Origin of the sequence: Flavobacterium sp. TSSA_36 (assembly GCF_051547165.1) — a bacterium.
Taxonomy (GTDB): Bacteria; Bacteroidota; Bacteroidia; order Flavobacteriales; family Flavobacteriaceae; genus Flavobacterium.
This window is the reverse complement of sequence record NZ_JBPTTP010000001.1, coordinates 825,826-849,352: the sequence shown is the minus strand read 5'-3', so window position 1 is coordinate 849,352 and position 23,527 is coordinate 825,826. Positions and strand designations below refer to the sequence as shown.

General features: G+C 35.8%; 11 protein-coding genes. All 11 read right to left on the bottom strand.

What is annotated here, in order from left to right; translation table 11 throughout:
- Positions 1 to 5 precede the first annotated feature (5 nt).
- Positions 6 to 3,347 carry a carboxypeptidase regulatory-like domain-containing protein gene (locus ACSVH7_RS03590; protein WP_438065316.1) on the bottom strand — a complete coding sequence of 1,114 codons (3,342 nt, stop codon included), beginning with the start codon at positions 3,345 to 3,347 and terminating at the stop codon, positions 6 to 8.
- Positions 3,348 to 3,975: 628 nt separating this feature from the next.
- A complete protein-coding gene (locus ACSVH7_RS03585; protein ID WP_438065315.1) occupies positions 3,976 to 6,759 on the bottom strand; it encodes a TonB-dependent receptor in 2,784 nt (927 codons plus the stop codon).
- A 346-nt stretch (positions 6,760 to 7,105) separates the two neighbouring features.
- Positions 7,106 to 7,792: a hypothetical protein gene (locus ACSVH7_RS03580; RefSeq protein WP_438065314.1), complete on the bottom strand. Its 687-nt coding sequence runs from the start codon at positions 7,790 to 7,792 to the stop codon at positions 7,106 to 7,108.
- 2 nt (positions 7,793 to 7,794) lie between these two features.
- Positions 7,795 to 14,958 carry a T9SS type A sorting domain-containing protein gene (locus tag ACSVH7_RS03575; protein WP_438065313.1) on the bottom strand — a complete coding sequence of 2,388 codons (7,164 nt, stop codon included), beginning with the start codon at positions 14,956 to 14,958 and terminating at the stop codon, positions 7,795 to 7,797.
- Positions 14,959 to 15,447: 489 nt separating this feature from the next.
- A complete protein-coding gene (pgi, locus tag ACSVH7_RS03570; RefSeq protein ID WP_438065312.1) occupies positions 15,448 to 17,097 on the bottom strand; it encodes a glucose-6-phosphate isomerase in 1,650 nt (549 codons plus the stop codon).
- Between the two features lie 115 nt (positions 17,098 to 17,212).
- Positions 17,213 to 18,433, bottom strand: a complete 1,221-nt coding sequence (locus ACSVH7_RS03565; RefSeq protein WP_438065311.1) for a peptidoglycan DD-metalloendopeptidase family protein — start codon at positions 18,431 to 18,433, stop codon at positions 17,213 to 17,215.
- Between the two features lie 120 nt (positions 18,434 to 18,553).
- Positions 18,554 to 19,489: a tryptophan 2,3-dioxygenase family protein gene (locus ACSVH7_RS03560; protein ID WP_438065310.1), complete on the bottom strand. Its 936-nt coding sequence runs from the start codon at positions 19,487 to 19,489 to the stop codon at positions 18,554 to 18,556.
- A gap of 4 nt (positions 19,490 to 19,493) precedes the next feature.
- A complete protein-coding gene (locus ACSVH7_RS03555; RefSeq protein ID WP_438065309.1) occupies positions 19,494 to 20,267 on the bottom strand; it encodes a DUF3108 domain-containing protein in 774 nt (257 codons plus the stop codon).
- 292 nt (positions 20,268 to 20,559) lie between these two features.
- A complete protein-coding gene (gene hppD / locus ACSVH7_RS03550) occupies positions 20,560 to 21,720 on the bottom strand; it encodes a 4-hydroxyphenylpyruvate dioxygenase (RefSeq protein ID WP_159689557.1) in 1,161 nt (386 codons plus the stop codon).
- 80 nt (positions 21,721 to 21,800) lie between these two features.
- Positions 21,801 to 22,160, bottom strand: coding sequence for a four helix bundle protein (locus ACSVH7_RS03545; protein ID WP_438065308.1), 360 nt, complete (start codon positions 22,158 to 22,160; stop codon positions 21,801 to 21,803).
- 94 nt (positions 22,161 to 22,254) lie between these two features.
- Positions 22,255 to 23,412: a homogentisate 1,2-dioxygenase gene (locus ACSVH7_RS03540; protein ID WP_438065307.1), complete on the bottom strand. Its 1,158-nt coding sequence runs from the start codon at positions 23,410 to 23,412 to the stop codon at positions 22,255 to 22,257.
- Positions 23,413 to 23,527 lie beyond the last annotated feature (115 nt).

Below are 23,527 nucleotides of genomic sequence, written 5' to 3'. Positions count from 1 at the left end.
ATCGATTATTTACCGAAAGTATATCTTAAAGTAAATTGTGCTTGCCAAACATCAAATACAGAAGCATTTTTTTGGAAAGTATCTTTGGCTAAAAATCTTTTTCCTTGTGTATCCGTTTGCAAAGCCATCTGGTAAAAAGGAATATAGTTATTTGATAAACTTGGCGCTGGAAAAACTGTTAAAATATTGGTTGCAGTAGCACGTTGTGAAATCCCCCAGTTTCTATTCAATAAGTTGGTAAAATTCAAAATATCTGCTCTAAATTGAAAACTATTTTTCTTGCCTCCGATGTTTAAATAAAAATCTTGAGTTACAGAAAGGTCAATTTTATGTAACATTGGAAGAACGTTAGAATTTCTTGCTACATACTGACCTCTATGCTTTGATAAATAAGGATCTTGTTGTATATATTTTTCAAAAGCTTCTTGTTGTTGTGCTTCGGTATACAATACTACTGATGAGCCTCCTAAGTTTTGAGAAATTGGTGTGAATCTCAGATCAGTTGCTTTCAATGGTACAAACAATAAATCATTTCCATTTACTCTGTCTCCATTCAAATCTCCTCCATATGTATATGAAAATGGATTGGCTTGCTCCCCAATATATCCAATATTAATGGATGTAGCTCCTCCGTATTTTGTACCGTAATCAATTTTATACCCAACGATTCCTACGTAACGGTGCGGGGTGTTATTGTTAGACAAACTTAAATTTAAATCATTATTCCCGTTTACAGATCTAGCACCTGTCCAAGAACCTGAAGCCACAGAACCTGCTGAAAGTAAATCATAAGCAGCAGAATGCGTGTAAGCAAAAGATCCCCACAAACCGTTTCTGTATGGATACTCTAATTTGAATGTAGTAGAATAAAAGTACCCCTGGTTAGTATTTGTTAAAACAATTGCGTTTGAAACATTATTATTGATTCTTGTACCATTATCATTTCCAGCATAAAGTGGTCTGTTGTCTGGCCCAGCAAGAGTTCCAATAGGGTTAGCCAAATTTGCATTGTAATACCCTACTTCATTGATATTTTTACTGAAAATTCCTTCAATTGTACCTACGAAACCGAAAGGTAATTTTTGATCTATCGCAAAGGTTGTTTTCCAAACTTGAGGGAATTTATAGTCTTTTGCAGTAAATGCTAAGTCAAATGTAGAAGGTAATGTAGGAGTCGCAGGAGTAAAATATTGTGATGGATTTGCGGTAAAACCGTAACCACCTGTTCCAACTGCAGCATCACTTGCGTCAACAAAGCCAGTTAAAACTCCATTGTTACCAATTGCATTAGATAAAAATACAAACGGCGGTCTTCCTGTAAAAATACCTGTTCCTCCTCTAAGTTGAGTCGTTGCATCTCCGGTCACATCTAAATTAAAACCAACTCTTGGCTCAAATAAGTATTGCGTTTTGGGCATCTCCCCAGTATTAAATTTTTCGCCATTTGCAAAAGTCATCGCTGTTACTGCAGGATTTTCTAGTGCCGTATCGCTAAATGAAACAGCTGTAGCTCTTAAACCGTAAACCAATTTAAATTGTTCATTAACTTTAAATTCGTCTTGAATATACAAATCAATTTTGTTAGATTTTAAAACTTGTAGCGGCTCAGCTCCACCTGTAAGTGCAGAGTATCTAAATTGTGTTCTAACTGGCAAATTTGTTTTAGATGGAGCGCCACCAAGAGCTAGAGACTCATTAGCCGCATTGTAAAATTCTTCAAGAGAATTGAAAATATACACCCCATTTGAACCTGGGAAGAATAAATTTTCAGATTTGAAATGTTCAAAATTCGCACCAAACAATAAAGTATGATTACCAATTGTTTTGGTTACATTATCCGTAAAGTGAAGTGTCGAGTAATTTAATTTATTTCCTTGCGTAAAAGGATCTAAACCAACAGACATGTAAGTCAAGTTCCCTACTGTATACCCACCTGAAGGAATTGCAGCTCCATTTTTAATATCTATTGTAGGAAACAAACCTCCTCCTTGAAGAGAACGGTCTTCGATTTGTTTATCATATCCTGCGATAAAATTGTTACTCCAAGTTTTTGATAATTTAGAATCTAACTGCAAAACGATAGACCTAGTATTATCTTCAATTACATAGCCACTATTTTTGAAAGCCATGGCATTCACATTAGATGATCTATTTCCAAAACCTAAAGAGTTAGAATTCGATACTAATTGATCTGCTGATGAATTACTGTGCACGTATCGCAAGGATAATTTATGGTCGTCGTTGATATTCCAATCTACTCTTCCCAAGAACTTTTTAGACTCTTTTTTAGAATCATACTTTTCCCAAGGTCCTGTAGTATAATTGAATTTGTTTTGCATAAAATCAGAAAGGGTTTGCATCTGATCATAAGTAGGCGCTGAAACTTGAGCACTTCCGTTTGGAGAGTTAGTTGAAGTCCAGTTGGTCGCAGGACTTGTATTATCAATAGTTTCAAAGTTACCAAAAAAGAATAATTTATCTTTTATAATTGGAGCACCAATTCTTGCCCCCCAAATCGTTTCGTCAAAAGTAGCAGGAACTATTCTCACCTCACCAGCTTTTGTTCCTACAAAACTACTTTTATTACTTCTGAAAGAATTGTAAACAGATCCTTCAATTTCATTTGTACCACTTCTAGTAACAGCATTAATCCCTGAACCTGTAAAACCTGTTTGTCTTACATCAAATGGTGCAATGTTTACTTGTAATTGTTCGATAGCATCTAATGATATGGCTGTAGACCCTGTTCTACCACCGGCTTGCGCATCGCTCCCTAAACCAAAACCATTATTAAATACAGAACCATCAATGGTAAAGTTATTTAATCTGGAGTCTTGACCTCCGAAGGTACCACCACTTCCAGCATTGGCATTATATTTTGTAATTGCATTTATCGAACGAGCACCAATCACTGGAACAGCATTCAATTGTCTGTTAGAAAACTGCTGAGAAGCTCCTGTTTTACCTTTTGAAAAAGCACCGTTATTAGACTTTGTAATGACTACTTCCTTCAAGGTATTCAATTCTTCAGAAAGCACTACATTAACATTAACAGTGTTTCCAAGTGGCGCGTTAATCTCTGTAATTTCAGAGGTCTTGTAGCCCAAATAAGAAACTTTTAAAGTATAAGGCCCCCCAGGTCTTACTGTAGGCAATGAATAACCTCCAGCACCATCGGTTTCACCATAATACTTTGTTCCAGTAGGAGTATGAATGGCTTGCACAGTTACCCCTGGTAATCTTTCTCCTAAATTACTCTTAACGAAACCAGAAATAGAAGAACTGGTGACCTGAGAATATCCAACAAGGGATAGGAAAAACATAACAATAAATGTAATTTTTTTCATTTTTGATTTAATGTATTAAGTTTGGAGCAAAATTCATACTTTTAACACTATCTTATGTTAACTTAATGTTAATATAAGATATCCTTACTACTCATTTATAGATAATTAGCATTTATATCGAGTTTGTGTTAAAAATAAACAAACATCGTAATATATTGCTGCTTAACTCCCAATAATGTTAAACTCCTAACAATATTTTCACTTTTCGATATAAAAAAAAGTATCCTTTTACAACTATGAAGTAAAGTTTAATAAAGAAATGGAAGTAAAATATTTACAAATAAAAATACCACTACTTCTAAAAACTCCCCTTATTCACTGAAAACACTTTGTTTTTAACCCTATTTTATGATAAATTTTGCTAAAAATCGCTATTTTAAAAGAACATCTTTCAATTGAAATTTCAAGACCAATAAAAATCCAATCTTTTTGAATAAAAGGATGCAGATTTGTCTAATTTCATCTTACCAAGATTTCAATAAAGTCGGTATGTCTTTTACAGAAAGCTACTAACTAGTTATACCCAGAATCCAAATTAGATTGTGTAGCAAAGTTGAATTATTCAAAAAAAGACATAAAAAAAACCGCTTCGTTTGAAGCGGCTTACTCTTAGAGAATTATTTATTTTTTAAAAATTATATCTCAAACTAAAGTTCCAAGTTCTACCAAAACCAAAGAATACTTGGTTTCCATCAGCAACACCTTGATAGGTTCTTCCTAATTCTTCATAGGTTTTACCGCCTGAAGCAATATCACTAGCAAAAATATTCGTTCTAGATTCAGCGATATAGGTTTTGTCTAAGACATTGTTTACATTAACTCTAAAATTGAATGATTTGTCATGATGTTTTCCCACTACTAATTTATAAGATACTCCCATATCCAGCAAACCATACGAAGGTAATTCCAAAGAACCTTTGTTATCGGCAAGCGTAAATTTATCAGGAGAAATAGATGCATATAAACGATCTGAATGTCTGTAGTTCGCATCTACGGTAAATCTTTCCAATACTTCATAAGTAGCTCCAATAGAAGCGGTTAATTGCGCTGCATCACCCACTTTTACACCATCCAAATATAAGGTACTTGTTGATCCTCCACCTATAGGGTTATTAGCATTATCAAAACGTCTACTTTGGCTATTTCCTTTATATTGCCAGTCTCCAATAGAAAACATACCATTTACTTTTAGTTTTTGAGTCACTCTAGCATTGGCCTCTAGCTCAAAACCAGTGTGTACTTGTTTAATTCCTGAGAAATCATAATACCCACCAGGATTATCAATAGCTTGATCTGAAGCTCTTTGGTATCTGTCGCTCCAAGTAGTATGATACACATTTACGTTGGCATTAAAAAATCGAGAACGGAAACCATAACCCGCTTCTAATCCCACTACTTTTTCATTGGTTAGATTGTCATTAACTAGGGAGGCATTATTGGGGTAAACGGCATTAAAGAAAGGCTGTTTCGAATAATATCCTGCATTTACAAATACATTATGTTGCTCATTGATATTGTAATTGGCTCCCCCTTTAATATTTCCTCCTAAAATATTTTCATAATCTGTAGACGACAAATCAGAAGTAGAATCATATTTAAAGAAATCATCTCTTCTAAATCCTTGTTGCGAAACAGCTCCTTGAATAAAAGCCGTCAAATTATCATTACTATATTCTAATTGTGTAAAAGCACCATACCATTTGACTAATCCATCATTATTGAAACCAAGTTTCGGTTGATTACTTTCACTATAAAATGGATTCCAACTTGGTTTGGTTGAAGTGGTATTCGAAATTAAATTAGGAACTTTAATGCCCGCACTATTTAGATTGTTCACATTACTAGAATCAGAATACAAATCAGAACCCAACAAGTTAGTAAGTGTTTGGTAATGCATTCCTCGGTAAGCTCTTGCATCTACCCCAAAATCAAGGGTGAAATTTTTAGATAATTTCTTGTTCAAATTCACTACTCCACCGTACCAGTCGTGAGAATTAACATTAGAAATTTGACTAATCCCGTTGGTGGCATTATCAGCGGAAGAACTGGTGCTTTCATAAGCTCCATTGACTTGCGCTCTAGTATAAGTTTTGCCGCCAATGGTTACCGGTTGACCAGAATTATACGCTTGTATTACATCCACATTGATTAAGCCATTGGCCGTTTTTAATGCATCCGAGAAAAATCTGTTTCCTGCTATAGCTCCCGTACCATTAGTTCCACCGCCACGACCCCAAGACCCATAGACTACCGCAGACATTTTAGTAGTTTCGTTAATGTCATAATCCCAATTTACAGACATTACAGGTTTGTGATAGTAGTTGGTACTAAAACTAAATTCCTCTCCATTTAAGTATCCCCAATCTGCATTGTATTTAATATTCGGCTGCCCGTTTTCACCATATTTTAAGTAGCTGCCAATAGTAGGTGCTGTATTTCTTTTGTTGTGCCATTGCGGCGCACCCGTAAAAGTAAATTGAAAATCATGCTTTTTATTAGCGGTTTTATAACCTAAACCAACAAAATAATTATATCCTTCAAATTTTGTTCCATCCGCATATCCATCTCCCGAAGTACGACTAAACAATACAGAAGCAGATAAACCATTCTCTAATACTCCTGTACTATAACTAGCTGATGATTTTAAGTAAAGGTCATTACCAAATCCTGAGGACAAAGACCCGCCTTCTTTCATCTCAGATGTTCTTGTTACTACATTTATAGTACCCCCAACCGAAGAGATGGCCAATTTAGAAGACCCCAAACCTCTTTGTACTTGCATCGCTGAAGTAACATCTGATAGACCTGACCAATTACTCCAGTATACCGCTCCGTTTTCCATATCGTTGATTGGCATACCGTTAACCATTACGGCGATATTTTTTTGATCAAAACCACGAATGTTGATTCTAGAATCGCCATAACCTCCACCAGCTTTAGTGGCGTATACTGAAGGTGTGTTCGCTAAAATTTCAGGAAATTCTTGAGATCCTAATTTCTCTTGAATCTCAGCTGCTTTAATTGTAGATACCGCAACTGGTGTTTTTCTATCTTTGGCTACATCAATCACGGAACTTTTTACGATAATTTCTTTTAGCTCATTAGAATTGGAAGTTAACAGCACTGTCCCAATATCTTTAGTAGCACCATTAGAAACTGAAAAATGAACCGTTTTTGCTTCAAATCCAACAAATGATATGACTAATTCTCCAGAGCTTGCGGTGGTTGTCAAAGTGAAACCTCCGTCAAAATCAGTAGTTGTTCCTATTGGTGAACCTTTAATCACAATGTTAGCTCCAGGTAATGAACCGTCATTATCTTTAATTTTTCCTGTAATTTTTCCTTGTGAAAATGCTGTAGAAAAAGCAAAAAACATCATGTAAAATAGTACCCAATTCTTAATTGTCCTCATTATTTTTTTTTATTTTTTAGTTTTTTTGCAAAATTCAACCATTAAAAACGGTGCAATGTTAAGCTAATATTAACTAGAGTTAACAGTATCTTAAAACAGTAATTATTAACACATTACCGCGACTTTATGTTAATTTAACAGTGAATTGAAAAAAAAATTAAGACCATTTTGAAACCTCCATTTTTTCAACAGATTTGCTTTGTACTTATTTAATAAAATTGGCATTTTAAACTCTTAAAAAAAACCTAATTTCCTGTATTTTTGAGATGGAAAAATAAAAACAGAAAAAAACGCCTCAGTTTCCTGAAGCGTTTTGAGATGAATTACAATAAAAATTTTCAGTTTATTAATTAGTTCTGAATCGCCAAATTTGACCAACAGTTGCTCCTCCTTTATCGTCTTTCACAACTACCTTCCAAAAGTATTCTTTGGCTCCAACTATCGCGACATCTAGTGACATTGCCTCTACATTAGAACCTATTCGATCAACGGGTGGATTAGTCGTGCCAAAATACACATCATAAACCAGTTTGTCTTTTACGTCCACATCTTTTGCGGACCATTTTAATTGAGCTGCCTTTGGGCTTATCAAAGCATTCAATTCTGGAGCAATTAAATCGGGTAAAAAAGGCAAATAATTAGCGATTCCTTCACCAGTAGTATACAAACTAAACGTTGCAGAATAACTACTTGACAACCCTTTGATGTCCAAAGCTTTTACTCTCCAGTAATAGGCGGTGGCTTTCTCTAAATCAAAATTTTGATAATTCGCCGCGCTTTTGGCTGTAAAAAGAATTTTGGTAAAATCCTTGTCCTTAGCCACTTCGATCAAATAAAGTATAGGGTCATTATTTTCGTCTTTCGAAGCGTTCCATTGAAAACTCACCGCTTTGTCAACGCACAACTTATTGTTTGCGGGAGAAACTAAAGTAGGCGACGTGGGCGCTACATTGATACCCTCGGATGCATCCTCATCTTTTGAGCATGAAAAAAACAAGGCTCCTACGAGGGATAGATAGATTAACTTTTTCATCTTTATTTTTTTATGATTTTTAAATAGGATGGTGTATCAACAATAACTTTTGCAAGGTAAACTCCATTTGATTGTCCATTAAGATTAAGTTGAACCGAACCATTTTCAACAGGGTACGATTTACTAGAAACCAATAATCCGTTAAAACTATATAACTCTACTACTACTTCTTTTCTTTCGGTAGGAATTGCAATTTCAAAATTTCCTGAGGTTGGATTTGGGAAAGCGGCAAAAACCTCTAACATCCCCTCAATTCTAGTTGAATAAACCCCTTCACAAGATTTGGCTGTCACGATTTCTAATAAACCACCTGTTTTAGTAGTAACATCAAAAACAGAGAACGGTGTTTCGAATTGTTCTACTCCATTTAAAAGTACTTTGAACGGTGCCGTACCTTCGATCATCTCTACTTGCAATTTATCATTTGAAATTTTATTCGTTTTCAAAGAAATAGTTCCTCCTTTTGCAATTTCTGCGATAAATTCTTGAGATGTCGTTTCTCCTTTTACAGTAATTTTAATTAGATAGGTTCCTGGCGCCAAATCAAAAATTCTTAAACTAGTCGTTAGATCATAGCTTTTGCCATTTACTGTCACTACATATGTTCTTGAATCTGCTGATTTCATTCTGATCTCACCATTATTCATACCTAAACATGATTCGCTAATCGTTTGAATAGTAAAATTAGACGGTACTATTTCATCTACTACATTGATAGTAATAGCAGTAGTTGCACTTCCTGAAGTATTGGTGCCTGTAATTGTATATAATTTTGGCAAACTCACAGCTGTGGGCACTCCTGAAATCGTACCTGAGGTAGTATCAAAGCTCAACCCTGCAGGTAATTCTGGTGCAATCGAATACCCTTTTGCTGGGACTACTCCACCATTATTCACCACTTGAAGCGGGAAGATTGATTTTCCTTTAGGATACGTTTGTGCTGCTACTCCAAAACTCAAGTCTGGTTTTAAAGCTACTTCCACCATTTTTACGTCATCAAAGTAATATATTTTTTCGGTTCCATTTGATCCAAACCCGAAGAAAATTGTTGCTTTATCATAAGTATAAGCCAAGTTCATTGCAGGTGTTCCGCTTACTGGTTTTGCAAAATCAAACACAACAGTTTCCCAGCCTTTTGCAGTAGTTACAGTCGATTCGGTTTCTACAGTACGGTTTTTATCTGCATGATCTTCTACTTTCAAGCGAATGATAGTACCTGCATCTGGCGACCATACGCGAACACTCATTTTGGTTGCAGCAGTCGAAAAAGGAATTTTGTTTTTAAACCCTAGACCTGCCCCAGCAGAAATAGTTACTCCAGCCCAAGTTTCAGATATTGCTGGTTTCAATACTTTGGCAACTTTGTTTGTGGCCAATGTTGGATCTACTACAATAGAAGAACCCTCTGTTCCACCAAAACCAAGTAATGAATAATCAACCTTCGCATCATCAAAAGAAACGGGTAAGTCCATTTGAGCTAATGCAGTTGCGGCATCTTTCCAGAAATATAAATTATCTAAGAATACATTTGATCCTTGTTTTTCTGAAGTTAATTTCATTTGGAAAACTTTAGACAAATCAACACCTGGCAAAGTGGTAGCGTTCAAATCCAGATCAAAACTATTCCAACCTTCTTTTGTTGGTGTGAATTTAAGAGCGGCTTCCACACTACCACCCGGAGTTTGTTGCACCAAGGCTAGGCTCACTGATTTTGCATCGTTAAACCATAAGTCAATGTGTACTTTATTCATATCCAATACGTTGAAAACTTCTCCGTCAGGCAACGTTACTCCTTGATAAGTGAAATTTTCTAATTTTCTAGTAGTATCACCAACAACTTTTACTTCACTTACAACCGTAGATTGTCCCCAACATTGACACCAATTGCCTGCTTTGTAAACGGTATAAACATCACTAAAAATAGATTTCACATCTGCTGCGTTTCTCGTAGGAGGTGTAGGAGCTGCCACTGTAGGATTGTCTACTGGAGGTGCTACATAGTTAGGATCGAATAATTTTTTGGCTGAAAATTTAATATCATCAAAATAGAAAACGACATCTTTATTTCTTACAGGATCAGCATCCGATCTGAAATCTGGAAAAACAACAAATTTGTTAATCTTAGTAGCATCAGCACTTGTGATAAATGAAGAAATATCAAAAGTCATTAACTCCCATTCATTAATTTTGGTGTTCTTCTTTTTGATTTCGAAAGTCGTCCCGTTATAGCTTGTAGCCATTTTAATTCCAACTGGACTAATATCTGATTTGTACACCATCATCGTCACAGTTTTACTGGTAGCATCCAATTCCCAAGTACCAATGGTCCCGCTAGCCGTTTCACATCCAGCCCATGGTTGTCCAGCTGCTACTGCAGTAAATTTACCTACTTTATTGGAGGTGTTTATTCCTGTTTTGGAAGGATTATCTGCGAATTCAAACCCTGTTTGTCCCGGATTTTCAAAAGCATTCCAAGTACCAATAACAGTTCCTTGTTCAAAAGAAACATGATAATTAGCAGATGGCACAACCGGCATTGACGCTTGTTGAACATCATCAAAATAGTACGTTGAATTGGCACTTCCGTCTCCTACAGTTCCTAAATCAAAGATGAAAACCATAAAATCGGCCACATTATTGGTAGCCACTTTTGTAAAATCAAAAGTCAATTCTTCCCAAGTATTGGCAGTAGTAACCCCTGTAGACTCTTGTTCAAAATTCCCTGCAGTACCTTCAAACTTCAATAAAAGTTTTTTACCTGCCACTGGTGACCAAACTTTTACTTTGAATAATTTATTGGTTGAGAAATCTATTGGTGCGGCCATTTTAATTTTACTTCCAGCCCACATTGCTCCAGCGCCTTTTACCATTTTGGCGACATTGGCACTAGTATTGATACCGTTCTTTTGAGGATTAGCCACTTTAGTCGTTACTCCTCCATCAAAATCTACAAAAGCATAAGTAGTAGCTTCAAAATCTAAAGGAAGCGTTGCTCCTGTAACGGGAACCGAACCAGCAGATTGAGTAATTTCGTCAAAATAATAAGTAGAATTGGCACTTCCATCTCCTGATGTTCCCAAATCAAAAATAAAAACGATATCAGAAGCTGTATTTGTTGTACTCACATTTGTAAAATCAAACGTAAGTTCTTCCCAAGTATTGGCAGCTGTTACTCCAACTGACTCTTTTTCGAAATTACCATTTGGACTTTCAAACTTTAACAATAGTTTTTTACCAGCCACTGGTGACCAAACTTTTACCTTAACTATTTTTTTAGTTGAAAAATCTACTGGAGTAGCTAACGTAAGTTTACTTCCTCCCCATGGCTGACCTGCTCCTTTGACCATTTTGGCTACTTTGCCACTGGTGTTAATCCCCGTTTTAGAAGGATTATCAACCACTGTAACTGCACCTCCGTCAAAATCAGTAAAGGCAAACGTTCCGGTTTCAAAATCTAAGGGAAGCGTTGGTCCAGTAACTACAGGTGGTGTAGCAGCTTGCGTAATTTCGTCAAAATAATAAGTAGACGCAGCACTACCGTCTCCAGCAGTTCCTAAATCAAATATCAATACTATTTTATCATTCAAGTTATTTACGCCGGCAACTCCAGTGTAATCAAAAGTTAATTCTTCCCAAGTATTAGCCGCTGTCGTCGCCACTTCTTTTTCGAATGCCGCTCCAGCTCCTTCAAATTTTAATAATAGTTTTTTACCAGCAACTGGTGACCAAACTTTTACTTTAACTTTTTTATTTGTTGTAAAATCAATTGGAGAGGCCATTTTTAAATAACTACCCGCCCAAATTGCTCCAGCTCCTTTGACCATTTTAGCAACTTTAGCACTGGTGTTAATCCCGGTTTTAGAAGGATTATCGACAATCGTAACTGCACCTCCATCAAAATCAGTAAAAGCGAATGTTCCTGTTTCAAAATCTAAGGGAAGCGTTGGTCCAGTAACTACGGGTGGTGTAGTAGCTTGCGTAATTTCGTCAAAATAATAAGTAGACGCAGCACTACCGTCTCCAGCAGTTCCTAAATCAAATATCAATACTATTTTATCATTCAAGTTATTTACGCCGGCAACTCCTGTGTAATCAAAAGTTAATTCTTCCCAAGTATTAGCCGCTGTTGTCGCCACTTCTTTTTCGAATGCCGCTCCAGCTCCTTCAAATTTTAATAATAGTTTTTTACCAGCAACTGGTGACCAAACTTTTACTTTAACTTTTTTATTTGTTGTAAAATCAATTGGAGAGGCCATTTTTAAATAACTACCCGCCCAAATTGCTCCAGCTCCTTTGATCATTTTAGCAACTTTGGCACTGGTGTTAATCCCCGTTTTAGAAGGGTTATCAACCACTGTAACTGCACCTCCATCAAAATCAGTAAAGGCAAAAGTTCCTGTTTCAAAATCTAAGGGAAGCGTTGGTCCAGTAACTACGGGTGGTGTAGTAGCTTGCGTAATTTCGTCAAAATAATAAGTAGACGCAGCACTACCGTCTCCAGCAGTTCCTAAATCAAATATCAATACTATTTTATCATTCAAGTTATTTACTCCGGCAACTCCTGTGTAATCAAAAGTTAATTCTTCCCAAGTATTAGCCGCTGTTGTTGCCACTTCTTTTTCGAATGCAGCTCCAGCTCCTTCAAATTTTAATAATAGTTTTTTACCAGCAACTGGTGACCAAACTTTTACTTTAACTTTTTTATTTGTTGTAAAATCAATTGGAGAGGCCATTTTTAAATAACTACCCGCCCAAATTGCTCCAGCTCCTTTGACCATTTTAGCAACTTTGGCACTGGTGTTAATTCCCGTTTTAGAAGGGTTATCAACCACTGTAACTGCACCTCCATCAAAATCAGTAAAAGCGAATGTTCCTGTTTCAAAATCTAAGGGAAGCGTTGGTCCAGTAACTACAGGTGGAGGAGTTGTTCCTGTACAAGCCGTACCCACCTCATATTTGATATACTTAGTAACAGATTGACCTCCAGCATAAGCAAATTTACAAGCATAGCTTATCAAATCTCCTACTTTTTGATTGGTTAATTTCGCGGTAAAAATTTTACTTCCTGCCGGAGTATTCACCATTGGAGTTTCTGTAAATGGACTTTCTTTCCATAGCCCCACAACAAGTCCGTCTTTGGCATCCAATAATTCAAAAGTAATATTTACGTCCGTTCCAACGGTAGCGAAATTAGCTTTGTAACCTGTAGTAAAAGCACCTTGTGAAGCTTCCTTCAAAACAGCATCGCATATTTGCACTGGTGAAGCTACCGTAGTTTTTGAAAAAGTAATATTGTCAAAATACGAGCTATTTTGTGACGTTCTAACACGATTATCCAACGAGATGATCATGGTCACTATATCAGTAGATTGCACTTTACCAATTTGATTGTAAAAATCAAAGGTTAGCTCTTCCCATTCATTGATTTTCGTGTTTTTAACTTTAATTTCTCCGAGTGATCCTCCATCTGCTACAGCAAATTTCATAGAAACATCACTAATGACAGTTTTGTACACCATCATTTTAACGGTAGAGTTCTTAGTATCAAAAGTAAACTTCCCGATATCATTGGTTTGACATCCAGCGTTTATTCCTCCATCAACAGTAGCGGTGTATTTACCAACGGTTGCCGAGGTATTGATACCCGAGACACTAGGATTAGCTACTTTTTCGAACCCTTCTGGTCCAGCACCATTTTCAAAATTGGTGAATTTCCAACCGGCACCATGATCTCCAGTTTCAAAAGTAACTGGTGCATTCATTGACAAAGAAGGATCCACTGCTTTTACAAAATAAATATTATCAAGAAAGACAGTTGTCCCAGCAGTTACTGATTCAAATTTTAATTCTTTAATACTTTTCAAATCTACATTGGTGTAATCTGCTAAAGTAATATCAAAGGAATTCCACCCAAATAAGGTTGGATTTACTGTAATGCTTTTTTCGGCTCCAGTGGTAGGAACCAAAAACACTTTCAGTGCCGTACAATCAGGAGACCATACATCCAAATGAAGTTTAGTCATATTGGAAATATCCACTGGAGTTTGTAATACCACCCCTTGGTAATTGAAGTTAGTATATTTTTTAGTAGCATATCCAGCGATACTTACTTCCTCAAACACGGTTGTTTGTCCCCAATTTGGATTCCAATTGGTTCCTGCTAAATCAGTATACGCACCACCACTAAAAAGTGAGATTACATTAGGAGCTGTAGCTGTTGGCGTTGGTGCAGCTGCTGTTGGCGCTGTAGGTTTAATACCATCGCAAAAACTACCTACTTCATATTTAATATATTTTGTTTTCGACAATCCGCCAGCATAAGCAAATTTACACGCATAACTTATGATTTCACCTGGCGTTTGTCCTGTAATGGTTTGGGTAAAAATTCTAGTCCCTGCCTTGTTTGTCATCTGAGTTTCTTCAAATGGAGATTCTCTATGTAAAAAAGCAACCAAACCATCTTTTTGATCCAAAAGTTCAAAAGTAATATTCACATTGGTGCCAACGGTTTCAAATTTTACTTTGTAACCATCCGCAAATGTACCTTCTAATGCATCTTTCAAAATTGCATTACAAGCCACAACTGGTGGAGCAGCTAACGATTTTGAAAAAGTAATGTTATCGAAATAACTTACTGTAGCTTCTGGTCTGTTTTCAGTTAAGTCCATAAACAGAATCAATTGATCAATAGCACCAGATTTAGTAGCACCAATTCTACTGGTGAAATCAAAAGTCAATTCTTCCCATTCATTAATTTTAGTGTTAGTAACGGTTAATTCACCGTTAGAACCTCCATCGGCCTCGGCAAATTTTATCCCTACAGGGCTTTTAACGGTTTTGTAAACCATTATTTTGAGGGTACTATTAGCATAGGACAGTTTAAAAGTACCCAAATCAACCCCATGTTTGGATTGACAACCAGCACCTGAACCTCCTAGATCTTTACCCGCCAAAGCAGTGAACTTTCCTACTGTTTCTGAGGTATTGACACCTGTTTTGAAAGGATTTTGAACTTTTTCAAATCCTATAGTTGGACTCGGTCCATTATCAAAATTGGAGAAGGTCCAATTGGCGCCTTGTCCACCTGTTTCAAAGGTAACAGGATTATTTTGTGAAAAACCCAATGCAAAAAACATCAGGAAAATCAACGAAGTAAATTTTTTCATATTCTTTTGATTTTAATAAGGATCTAAATCTAAAAATAAAAGAAAAAAAATGTTAAAAAACTAAGTAAACAAAAACTATACAACTTTCAAAATATGATTAAAAAGCATCTTAAACCCCCATTTTTAAAGCTATCTAACACCCTAATTTGGCGATTATGAGATATAAAAAAAAGCTAAACTTTAAGTTAAATTAACAAATGTTGTAGTAATGTATAGGTATTTACGAAAACGTTGTATTAAAATATGACAATATAATATCCCTTAAAAAAAGTATTCCGTTAAAAAAAGGGCTGCATTTGAAAATAACACAATATTTTAAGTGTTTTTTTTCTTGGATTACCAATTAATTTTCAAATTTAAAATTTGAGTTACGATTTATCTACAATTACAACGTTGTAGTAAAAAATAAATCTAAATTAATTTTCTGCAATAAAAAAGTCTCGGATGATACAAGACCATTCGAGACTTTTGAAGAGGATTTACTTTATCTTATTTTCTCTTATTTTGAAGAAAATGATTTAATAAAAATGAGGTCGAACTATCGTGATTTTTCAGGGTTTGAGTTTCGATTTCTTCTAAAATAGAATTAGCTAATTGTTTACCTAATTCCACTCCCCATTGGTCGAAACTAAAAATATTCCATATTACCCCTTGCACAAAGATTTTGTGTTCGTACATCGCAATCAAAGCTCCTAATGATTTTGGTGTTAGCTTTTGAATCAAAATGGTATTGGTAGGTTTGTTCCCAGTAAATACTTTAAAAGGCAACAAAGCAGCTGCTTTTTCTGCGGAAAGTCCTTGTTTGTCAAATTCAGCTTGTACTTGCGCTTCCGTCTTACCGTGCAACAAGGCTTCTGTTTGAGCAAAGAAATTAGACATTAACTTGTCATGATGGTTCCAATCGCCATATAATGGTGCTACATAACCAATAAAATCCGTTGGAATTAATTTTGTTCCTTGGTGCATTAATTGAAAAAAAGCATGTTGCGCATTGGTTCCTGGCTCACCCCAAATGATGGTTCCTGTTTGATAATTTACCGCTTTACCATCTCGTCCCACACTTTTTCCGTTACTTTCCATAGTCCCTTGTTGTAGATAAGGCGCTAATTTTTGTAAGTATTGCGTATAAGGAATTAGTGCTTCACTTTCGGCTCCATAAAAATTATTATACCAAACGCTTAACATTCCAAGAATTACAGGAATATTATTTTCAAATGCAGTCGTTTTGAAGTGCTCGTCCATATCATTCGCTCCTTCTAATAAGGCCGCATAATGGTCATATCCAACCGCTAAGCTAATGGATAATCCAACAGCACTCCATAATGAAAAACGTCCTCCAACCCAGTCCCACATTGGGAATACATTGTCAGGATTAATTCCAAACTCGGTAACTTTTTGTAGGTTAGTAGAAACCGCCACAAAATGCTTGGCTACATCCTCTTGCGTCGCTGATTGCAAAAACCATTTTCTAATCGTCTCCGAATTAGTCAAAGTTTCTTGGGTAGTAAAGGTTTTAGAAACAATAACAAACAAAGTAGTTTCTGGATTGATCTTCTTGATTACCTCGTTGGCATGATCCCCATCTACGTTGGAAACAAAATGAACATTCAAGTGATTTTTATAAAATTGTAATGCTTCAACGGCCATTACTGGACCTAAATCCGAACCTCCAATTCCAATATTAACAATATCTGTGAATGTTTTTCCGGTATATCCTTTTCGAATACCTGCTACTACTTCATTCGTAAATGCTTGAATTTTTGCTTTGACTTCATATACTTCAGGAACAACATTTACACCCTCCACTTTAATATCAGCGTCAGATTTTGCTCTTAAAGCGGTATGAAGTACGGCACGATTTTCGGTTTGATTAATTAGTGCTCCTCCAAAATAATCAGAAATCGCGGCCTCTAAACCACATTCTTTAGCCAAGTCAAGGAGAAGAGCAACGGTTTCTTGGTTGATGTTATTTTTGGAAAAATCTACTAAAAAATCATTCCATTTAATATTGAATTTTTCAGTTCTATTAGCGTCAGCTTGAAACAACTCTTGTAGTGTCACGGATTGTTGTGCAGAGAAATGTTGTTGTAATTTTTCCCAAGTCTTAGTTTGAGTTGGATTGATTGTATGTAAAGCCATATGCTTGAATTTTGAATTTCTAATAAAAGCAAAATTAAGCAATTAACTTTAAAAGGACTGTTAAGCTAGTTTTAAACCCGTAAGAATCTGCGAAATCGTTATAATAAGTATAGGATTATAAATTGGCAATACTGTCCAATTCCCATTTCAGAGGCTTCATTTGTTTGAAGAATCGATCCTTATTAGCTCCTGTAAGAGGTTCTCCGTTGGGTAATTTTAAACGTAAGGGGTCTACCTGAATGCCGTTTTTCCAAAAACGATAACATACATGCGGTCCTGTTGCTAATCCCGTACTACCCACCAAACCGATAGGCTGTCCTTGGGTTACACGTTGTCCTCTACGAACCAAAATTCGAGACATGTGTAAATACTGAGTAGCATAAGTCCCATTGTGTTTAACTTTAACAAAATTACCATTTCCTGCGGTATACCCTGTTTGTTCTACTACTCCAGAAGCGGTTGTGGTAATAGGAGTTCCGTGAGGTGCAGCATAATCAGTGCCTTTATGGGCTTTCCAACGCAACTGAACGGGATGAAAACGATTAGAGGTAAATCGAGAAGTCAATCGACTAAATTTAATAGGCGTTTTCAAAAAGAAATTTTTCAATCCTTTGCCTTCTTCATTATAATATTCAATACGATTGGATTTTGCATTGGCCACAAATGGAAAAGCGTAAATAATTTTGCCTTTGTACTCAAAAAAGGAGGCTTCTAAACTATCGACCCCATCATAAATAGAATCATTAATAAATCGTTCTGTAAAAGTAATTGCAAAACGGTCGCCTCTTTTCAATTTAAAAAAATCTATAGACCATGCGTAAATTTTGGCTATTCTTGAAGCTAAAGCTCCCTCTACTTTATAAGTGTCTAATGTCTCTGATAGCGATCCTTTCAATACGCCCCCTATAGTTCGTCGTTTCAGAGTGATCGGTTTTGTTTTTTTATAGGCTTTAGCGATCGTATCTCTCAAATCGATAACATAATATTGTCGCGCATCAGGTTGGTAAATAAATGCTAACAACTCCTTGGTCTTTTTCTTTGAGCGAATAAGCGTATAGGGTTTGTTATTACGTATAGACCGAACACTGAAAGAATCCTTTACTTGAGCCACAATTTCGAATACTTTTTTATTACCAATGTTCTGTTTCTGAAGAATACTTCCAAAGGTGTCACCGCTCTTTAAGGTGTCATTTAACACGTTATAGTCAGCATACTTAAATCCAAATTCGGTTTTGTTAGCAACAGGCTTTACTTTGATAACATCCAAAACAGGTTCTTTCTTCGAACACGAAAAAAAAGTAAATACTAAGCATAAAAGGATTACGAAACGTTTCAATTTTATATTTTTTTATTCGATTATATCAATCAGACTATAAAGTCGAACTAATAGTTATTTTTTTGAGGTTAGAGGCTTTTAGTTGGATAGCATGCAATAACTTGTCACTAAAATACACGATTACTTTTCAATTCCCCAATTGGTTAACTCCAATTCACTCCATAATTCGGGAAAAAATATTCGGCGTTGGTATTTAGGGTGCATGTATTTTTTCCAATCACTTCCTCCAGTGGCTTCTCCGTCTCCTAAACCACTAGATTCTATATATTTTTTAGCGGTATTTAAATGTTGCATTACCCAAGTGACATTAACCGTATGATCATATTCTCTCATGGCACGAATCAACTCAGGATTTTGCTGAGCTGCTAAGGGTAATTGTTTGAATTTCTGCCAAAGATTAATGGTGTTATATTCTTTCATTTGATCCAAAAATATTTTTTTATATTTTCTTTCAAACTCCATCAAGAGATAAGATTTTTCTCCTGTTTGATGATCTTTTCCAGCGGCTTGCCAATATAAATGGTCAAAGGCGTGTTCAAAAGGAGTATTTCTATCAATCGTAGCTCTAAACCTAGCATCAATTAAATTGATCAAATCAGTAGAGGCAAATTCGATCATACGGTATTGAGCACTTTGAAAACCACTGGCGGGTGTCAAGGTATTTCTGAATTTCATGTACTGTTCGACCTCCATTCCGTCTCCCATGATATCAAAGGAAGTAGTGAGCATGGTGAAATAACGACTAATTCTCATTAATCTTTCCGTAAAAAAAGAGGTTTCTATTTGTTCACAGTAAGAGATTTGTTGCATTTCCCAAAGAATCATCTTGAACAATAATTCATTGACTTGATGATACATAATAAACACCATCTCGTCAGGCAAGGTAGTGCGTTGTGTTTGCAAATTTAACAGCGCATCGGTTTGAATATAATCCCAATACGTAATGGGTTTTGACCACAATAGCCCTTCTAAATGCGTATCCGTTTTTTGATGAATCGCCTTGAATTTTTGATCAATTTCTTCTAAAAGGGAAGTGGTATTTTCTGAAATAATCATGCTGCTATTTTGCTTTAACTTTAAATGTATATTTTAGCCCCTTGTACGCATCCAAATCAGCTTTAATAGAACCAACTGCTAATTCGGCTTTGATGCGCAATGGAATTTTATTTTGATCATTTGAGATCCAAACGGTTAAGCTTTCCTTCTCTTTAAAAACGCGTCCAGATTGCACTAAAGGGCGAAAAATCATGGCTGAAATAACGCCAAATTTAGTTGTAATATCCTCACGACCTAAGAATTTTAACTTAAACTTTGTAGTTTCTTCATCAAAAAACATGTCAATCGCAACCGATTCTCCAACTTTTAACTTATCAATACCCGGGTAATTTCTGAGATAATAAAAAGTAGAAACGATATCTTGTGTCCCTTTTGGAAATGAAAAAACTTTTTCGCTTTTATGTTTATAATCTTTAACCACTACCTTATTCGTGTTTTGATTAAAGAAACCTTCTTGATTTTTAGTATACCCTCCTTCGTCTATTTTTCGAACAAATTGATAAGGATAACCTGTTGCCTTGTCAAAATAGCTTTCGTACAAATCATCCACTTTGAAGAAAAAACGAGACATTCCAGTGGTAAAACCTTTCCCTATAACATGGTACACCGATTTTTGATTGATCGTAGCATCTTTGACTTCGAGTGTAGCATATCCCGCATTTACAAAGCCATAATGTATTCTGAATTTAAACCATTCGCCAGTATCAAAAGCGGAAAGTTCTTGGGAATCGAAACTTACAGTAAAAAACAATAAAATAAGGGAGAGTAGTTTTCTCATTTTGTATAATTTGAGCATAAAGAGATTCTCTGCAAAAATGAGTCCAAATGTATTAAAACAAAAAAACCCAGTCAAATTAATGACTGAGTTTTTATGCTATTAACTAACCAAAAAACTATAAATTATGAAATTTATAATACCCATGAAAGGAAACCACCCCTCTCATTTGCTTGGCAAAGATACAACTGCTTTTCCTTATTTTTGATCTATAAAATTGAGTTTAACACAACATTTGTATATTATTAGCATTCCATTTGGTTATTTTTTTTAATAATGCAAAAAAAACTTAATTTTACAACGTTCCTCGCAATTTTTGCTCTCTCTCGATCGATTCGAATAATGCTTTAAAGTTACCCGCACCAAATCCTTTGGCCCCCATTCGTTGAATTATTTCGAAAAATAAGGTCGGACGATCTTCAACTGGCTTGGTAAAGATTTGTAATAAATAGCCATCTTCATCCGCATCCACCATAATGGCTAATTTTTCGATAACGGCCAAATCCTCTTTCATCATACTCATGTGTTCACCCAAACGTTCTGGAATGGCTTGGTAATACGCATGAGGTGGCGCTGACAAAAATTCCACGCCACGAGCTCTAAGCTCAGTTACAGTAGTAATAATATCATCGGTAGCAATGGCAATGTGCTGCACGCCTGCTCCTTCATAAAAATCTAAATATTCTTCAATTTGAGAACGCTTGTTTCCTTTGGCGGGTTCGTTGATTGGAAATTTAATTCTTCCGTTACCATTACTCATTACTTTACTCATCAAAGCAGAATACTCGGTATGGATTTGTTTGTCATCAAAAGAAAGGAAATTCACAAATCCCATCACGTCTTCATACCATTTTACCCAAACGTTCATTTGGTTCCAACCTACATTTCCTACCATATGGTCGATGTATTTTAGTCCAACAGAAGTTGGATTATAATCCGATTTCCATTCTACAAAACCTGGAAGAAAAGCACCAGTGTAGTTTTTACGTTCTACAAACATATGTACGGTTTCGCCATAAGTATAAATTCCAGCGCGAACTACTTCTCCAAATTCGTCTTTTTCTACGGTAGGCTCCATATATACTTTTGCGCCACGTTTGGTGGTTTCTTCAAAAGATTTACGAGCATCTTCTACCCAAAGTGCCACGATTTTTACGCCGTCGCCGTGTTTTTTTACGTGTTCTCCAATTGGGGATTCGCTAGTAAGAGCGGTAGTCAACACCAAACGGATTTTGTCTTGTTTTAGCACATAAGAAACTTTGTCTCTTGAGCCTGTTTCTAAACCGCAATACGCGTGCGATTGAAATCCGAAAGCGGTTTTATAAAAATGAGCCGCTTGTTTGGCGTTACCCACATAAAATTCTACGTAGTCGGTTCCCATTAATGGAAGGAAATCTTGTGCTCCTTCAAATATTTTCTCTAATCCGTATTCTACTGATTGTACTTCTTTTGCCATAATAAATTGAGATAATATGAAAATTAGAAAATTAGAAAATGCCAAAAATTATTTAAATTGGAATGTTTCAAATAGTCTAATTATTTAAGTTTTGATGTTGAAATTATTTTATTTAATATTCTTAAAATTTCTGATAAATCATTTAATAATTCTTTGCAATCTGGAAATGATTGATGTGCATCACAAAGAAAAAGCCAATATTCAGTTTCATCTGCTTCTTTTATGGCAATTTTTAATTTATGAATAAAGTCGGCTTTGCTTTCAGCATTTTGAGCTTCTTTGGAATTGGCACCAATTGAAGTTCCACTTTTTAACAATTGATTTTCAATTACAAATTTCTTTTTTTCATGTAAGATTTCTGTATAATCAATTATCTTTAGTGAAAAATTGAAAGTTTTAGTTAAAAGCGCATTGTCTTTATATTTCTCATTAAAAGTCATACCTTTTTAAATTTAGAAAATTGATTGATTAGAAAATACTTAGAAACTTGACCATTTGAAAATTATCAAATTATCAAATTGGCACATTATCTAATTACTCTACCCAAGATTTGTAGTACTGTCCGTCATCAAGACCCATCGCTTCTTCGGTAACCATCAAAGGGCGAAACGTATCGACCATTACGGCTAATTCTTGTGTGATGGTTTGACCAATGCTTCGTTCCATAGCTCCTGGTGCTGGCCCGTGAGGAATTCCTTTTGGATGCAAAGTGATGTGACCTTGTTCAATATTATTACGGCTCATAAAATCGCCATCTACATAATACAATACCTCATCGCTATCGATGTTGCTGTGATTGTAAGGTGCTGGAATGGATTTTGGATGATAATCGTACAAACGAGGCACGAAAGAACACACTACAAAAGTAGCCGTCTCGAAGGTTTGGTGTACTGGTGGTGGTTGGTGTACGCGACCGGTTATCGGTTCGAAGTTGTGGATACTAAAACCATAAGGAAAGTTATAGCCATCCCAACCAATAACATCAAAAGGATGTGTGGCATAGACCACCTCGTGCATCATCCCTTCTTTTTTGATTTTGATTAAGAAATCGCCTTTTTCGTCGTGCGTTTCTAATTCCGTTGGCAATTTGAAATCGCGTTCACAAAAAGGAGCGTGTTCTAAATGCTGACCTGATTCGTTTTTGTATCGTTTTGGGGTATAGAAAGGCGCGAAAGATTCTACATAAAATAAGCGATTCTCCGTAGTATCAAAATCGATTTGATAAATCATTCCGCGAGGGATGATGAGATAATCCCCATATTCAAAAGGAATATTACCCATCATCGTTCTTAGCGTTCCGCTTCCTTTGTGGATGAAAATCATTTCATCGGCATCGGCATTTTTATAAAAATAAGAGCGCAAGGATGCTGTTGGAGCAGCCAAACCAATGGTACAATCTTTATTGACCAACATAGGTTTGCGGCTTTCTAAGAAATCGATTTCGGGTTGTAGTTCAAATCCTTTTAACAATAACGATTTGATGTTTTTACCGACAGCAATTTTGGGTTCTACCGAATACGAATTTAGTATTTCTTTGACCTGAGTAGGTCGGTGTACATGATATAATAGTGACGAATGACCGTGAAAACCTTCGGTACCGAATAGTTGCTCATAATACAATCCCCCATCAGGTTTCTCGAATTGTATGTGGCGTTTTTGAGGAAAATCCCCTAGTTTATGATATAGTGGCATTTTTAAAAAATTTAGATTGAACCTAATTGTATTCCTTAAAAAATTGTGACATCATTCCGGATTTCTTTTAATCAGAAATTGCAGATAATCTAATAAACCTTGCCATTTTGTTTTC

Coding starts and splice junctions, on each gene's coding strand:
- ACSVH7_RS03545 (WP_438065308.1), bottom strand. CDS start 22,160: ATGACTTTTAATGAGAAATATAAAGACAATGCGCTTTTAACTAAAACT.
- ACSVH7_RS03560 (WP_438065310.1), bottom strand. CDS start 19,489: ATGATTATTTCAGAAAATACCACTTCCCTTTTAGAAGAAATTGATCAA.
- ACSVH7_RS03585 (WP_438065315.1), bottom strand. CDS start 6,759: ATGAGGACAATTAAGAATTGGGTACTATTTTACATGATGTTTTTTGCT.
- pgi (WP_438065312.1), bottom strand. CDS start 17,097: ATGGCTTTACATACAATCAATCCAACTCAAACTAAGACTTGGGAAAAA.
- ACSVH7_RS03580 (WP_438065314.1), bottom strand. CDS start 7,792: ATGAAAAAGTTAATCTATCTATCCCTCGTAGGAGCCTTGTTTTTTTCA.
- ACSVH7_RS03540 (WP_438065307.1), bottom strand. CDS start 23,412: ATGCCACTATATCATAAACTAGGGGATTTTCCTCAAAAACGCCACATA.
- hppD (WP_159689557.1), bottom strand. CDS start 21,720: ATGGCAAAAGAAGTACAATCAGTAGAATACGGATTAGAGAAAATATTT.
- ACSVH7_RS03590 (WP_438065316.1), bottom strand. CDS start 3,347: ATGAAAAAAATTACATTTATTGTTATGTTTTTCCTATCCCTTGTTGGA.
- ACSVH7_RS03575 (WP_438065313.1), bottom strand. CDS start 14,958: ATGAAAAAATTTACTTCGTTGATTTTCCTGATGTTTTTTGCATTGGGT.
- ACSVH7_RS03555 (WP_438065309.1), bottom strand. CDS start 20,267: ATGAGAAAACTACTCTCCCTTATTTTATTGTTTTTTACTGTAAGTTTC.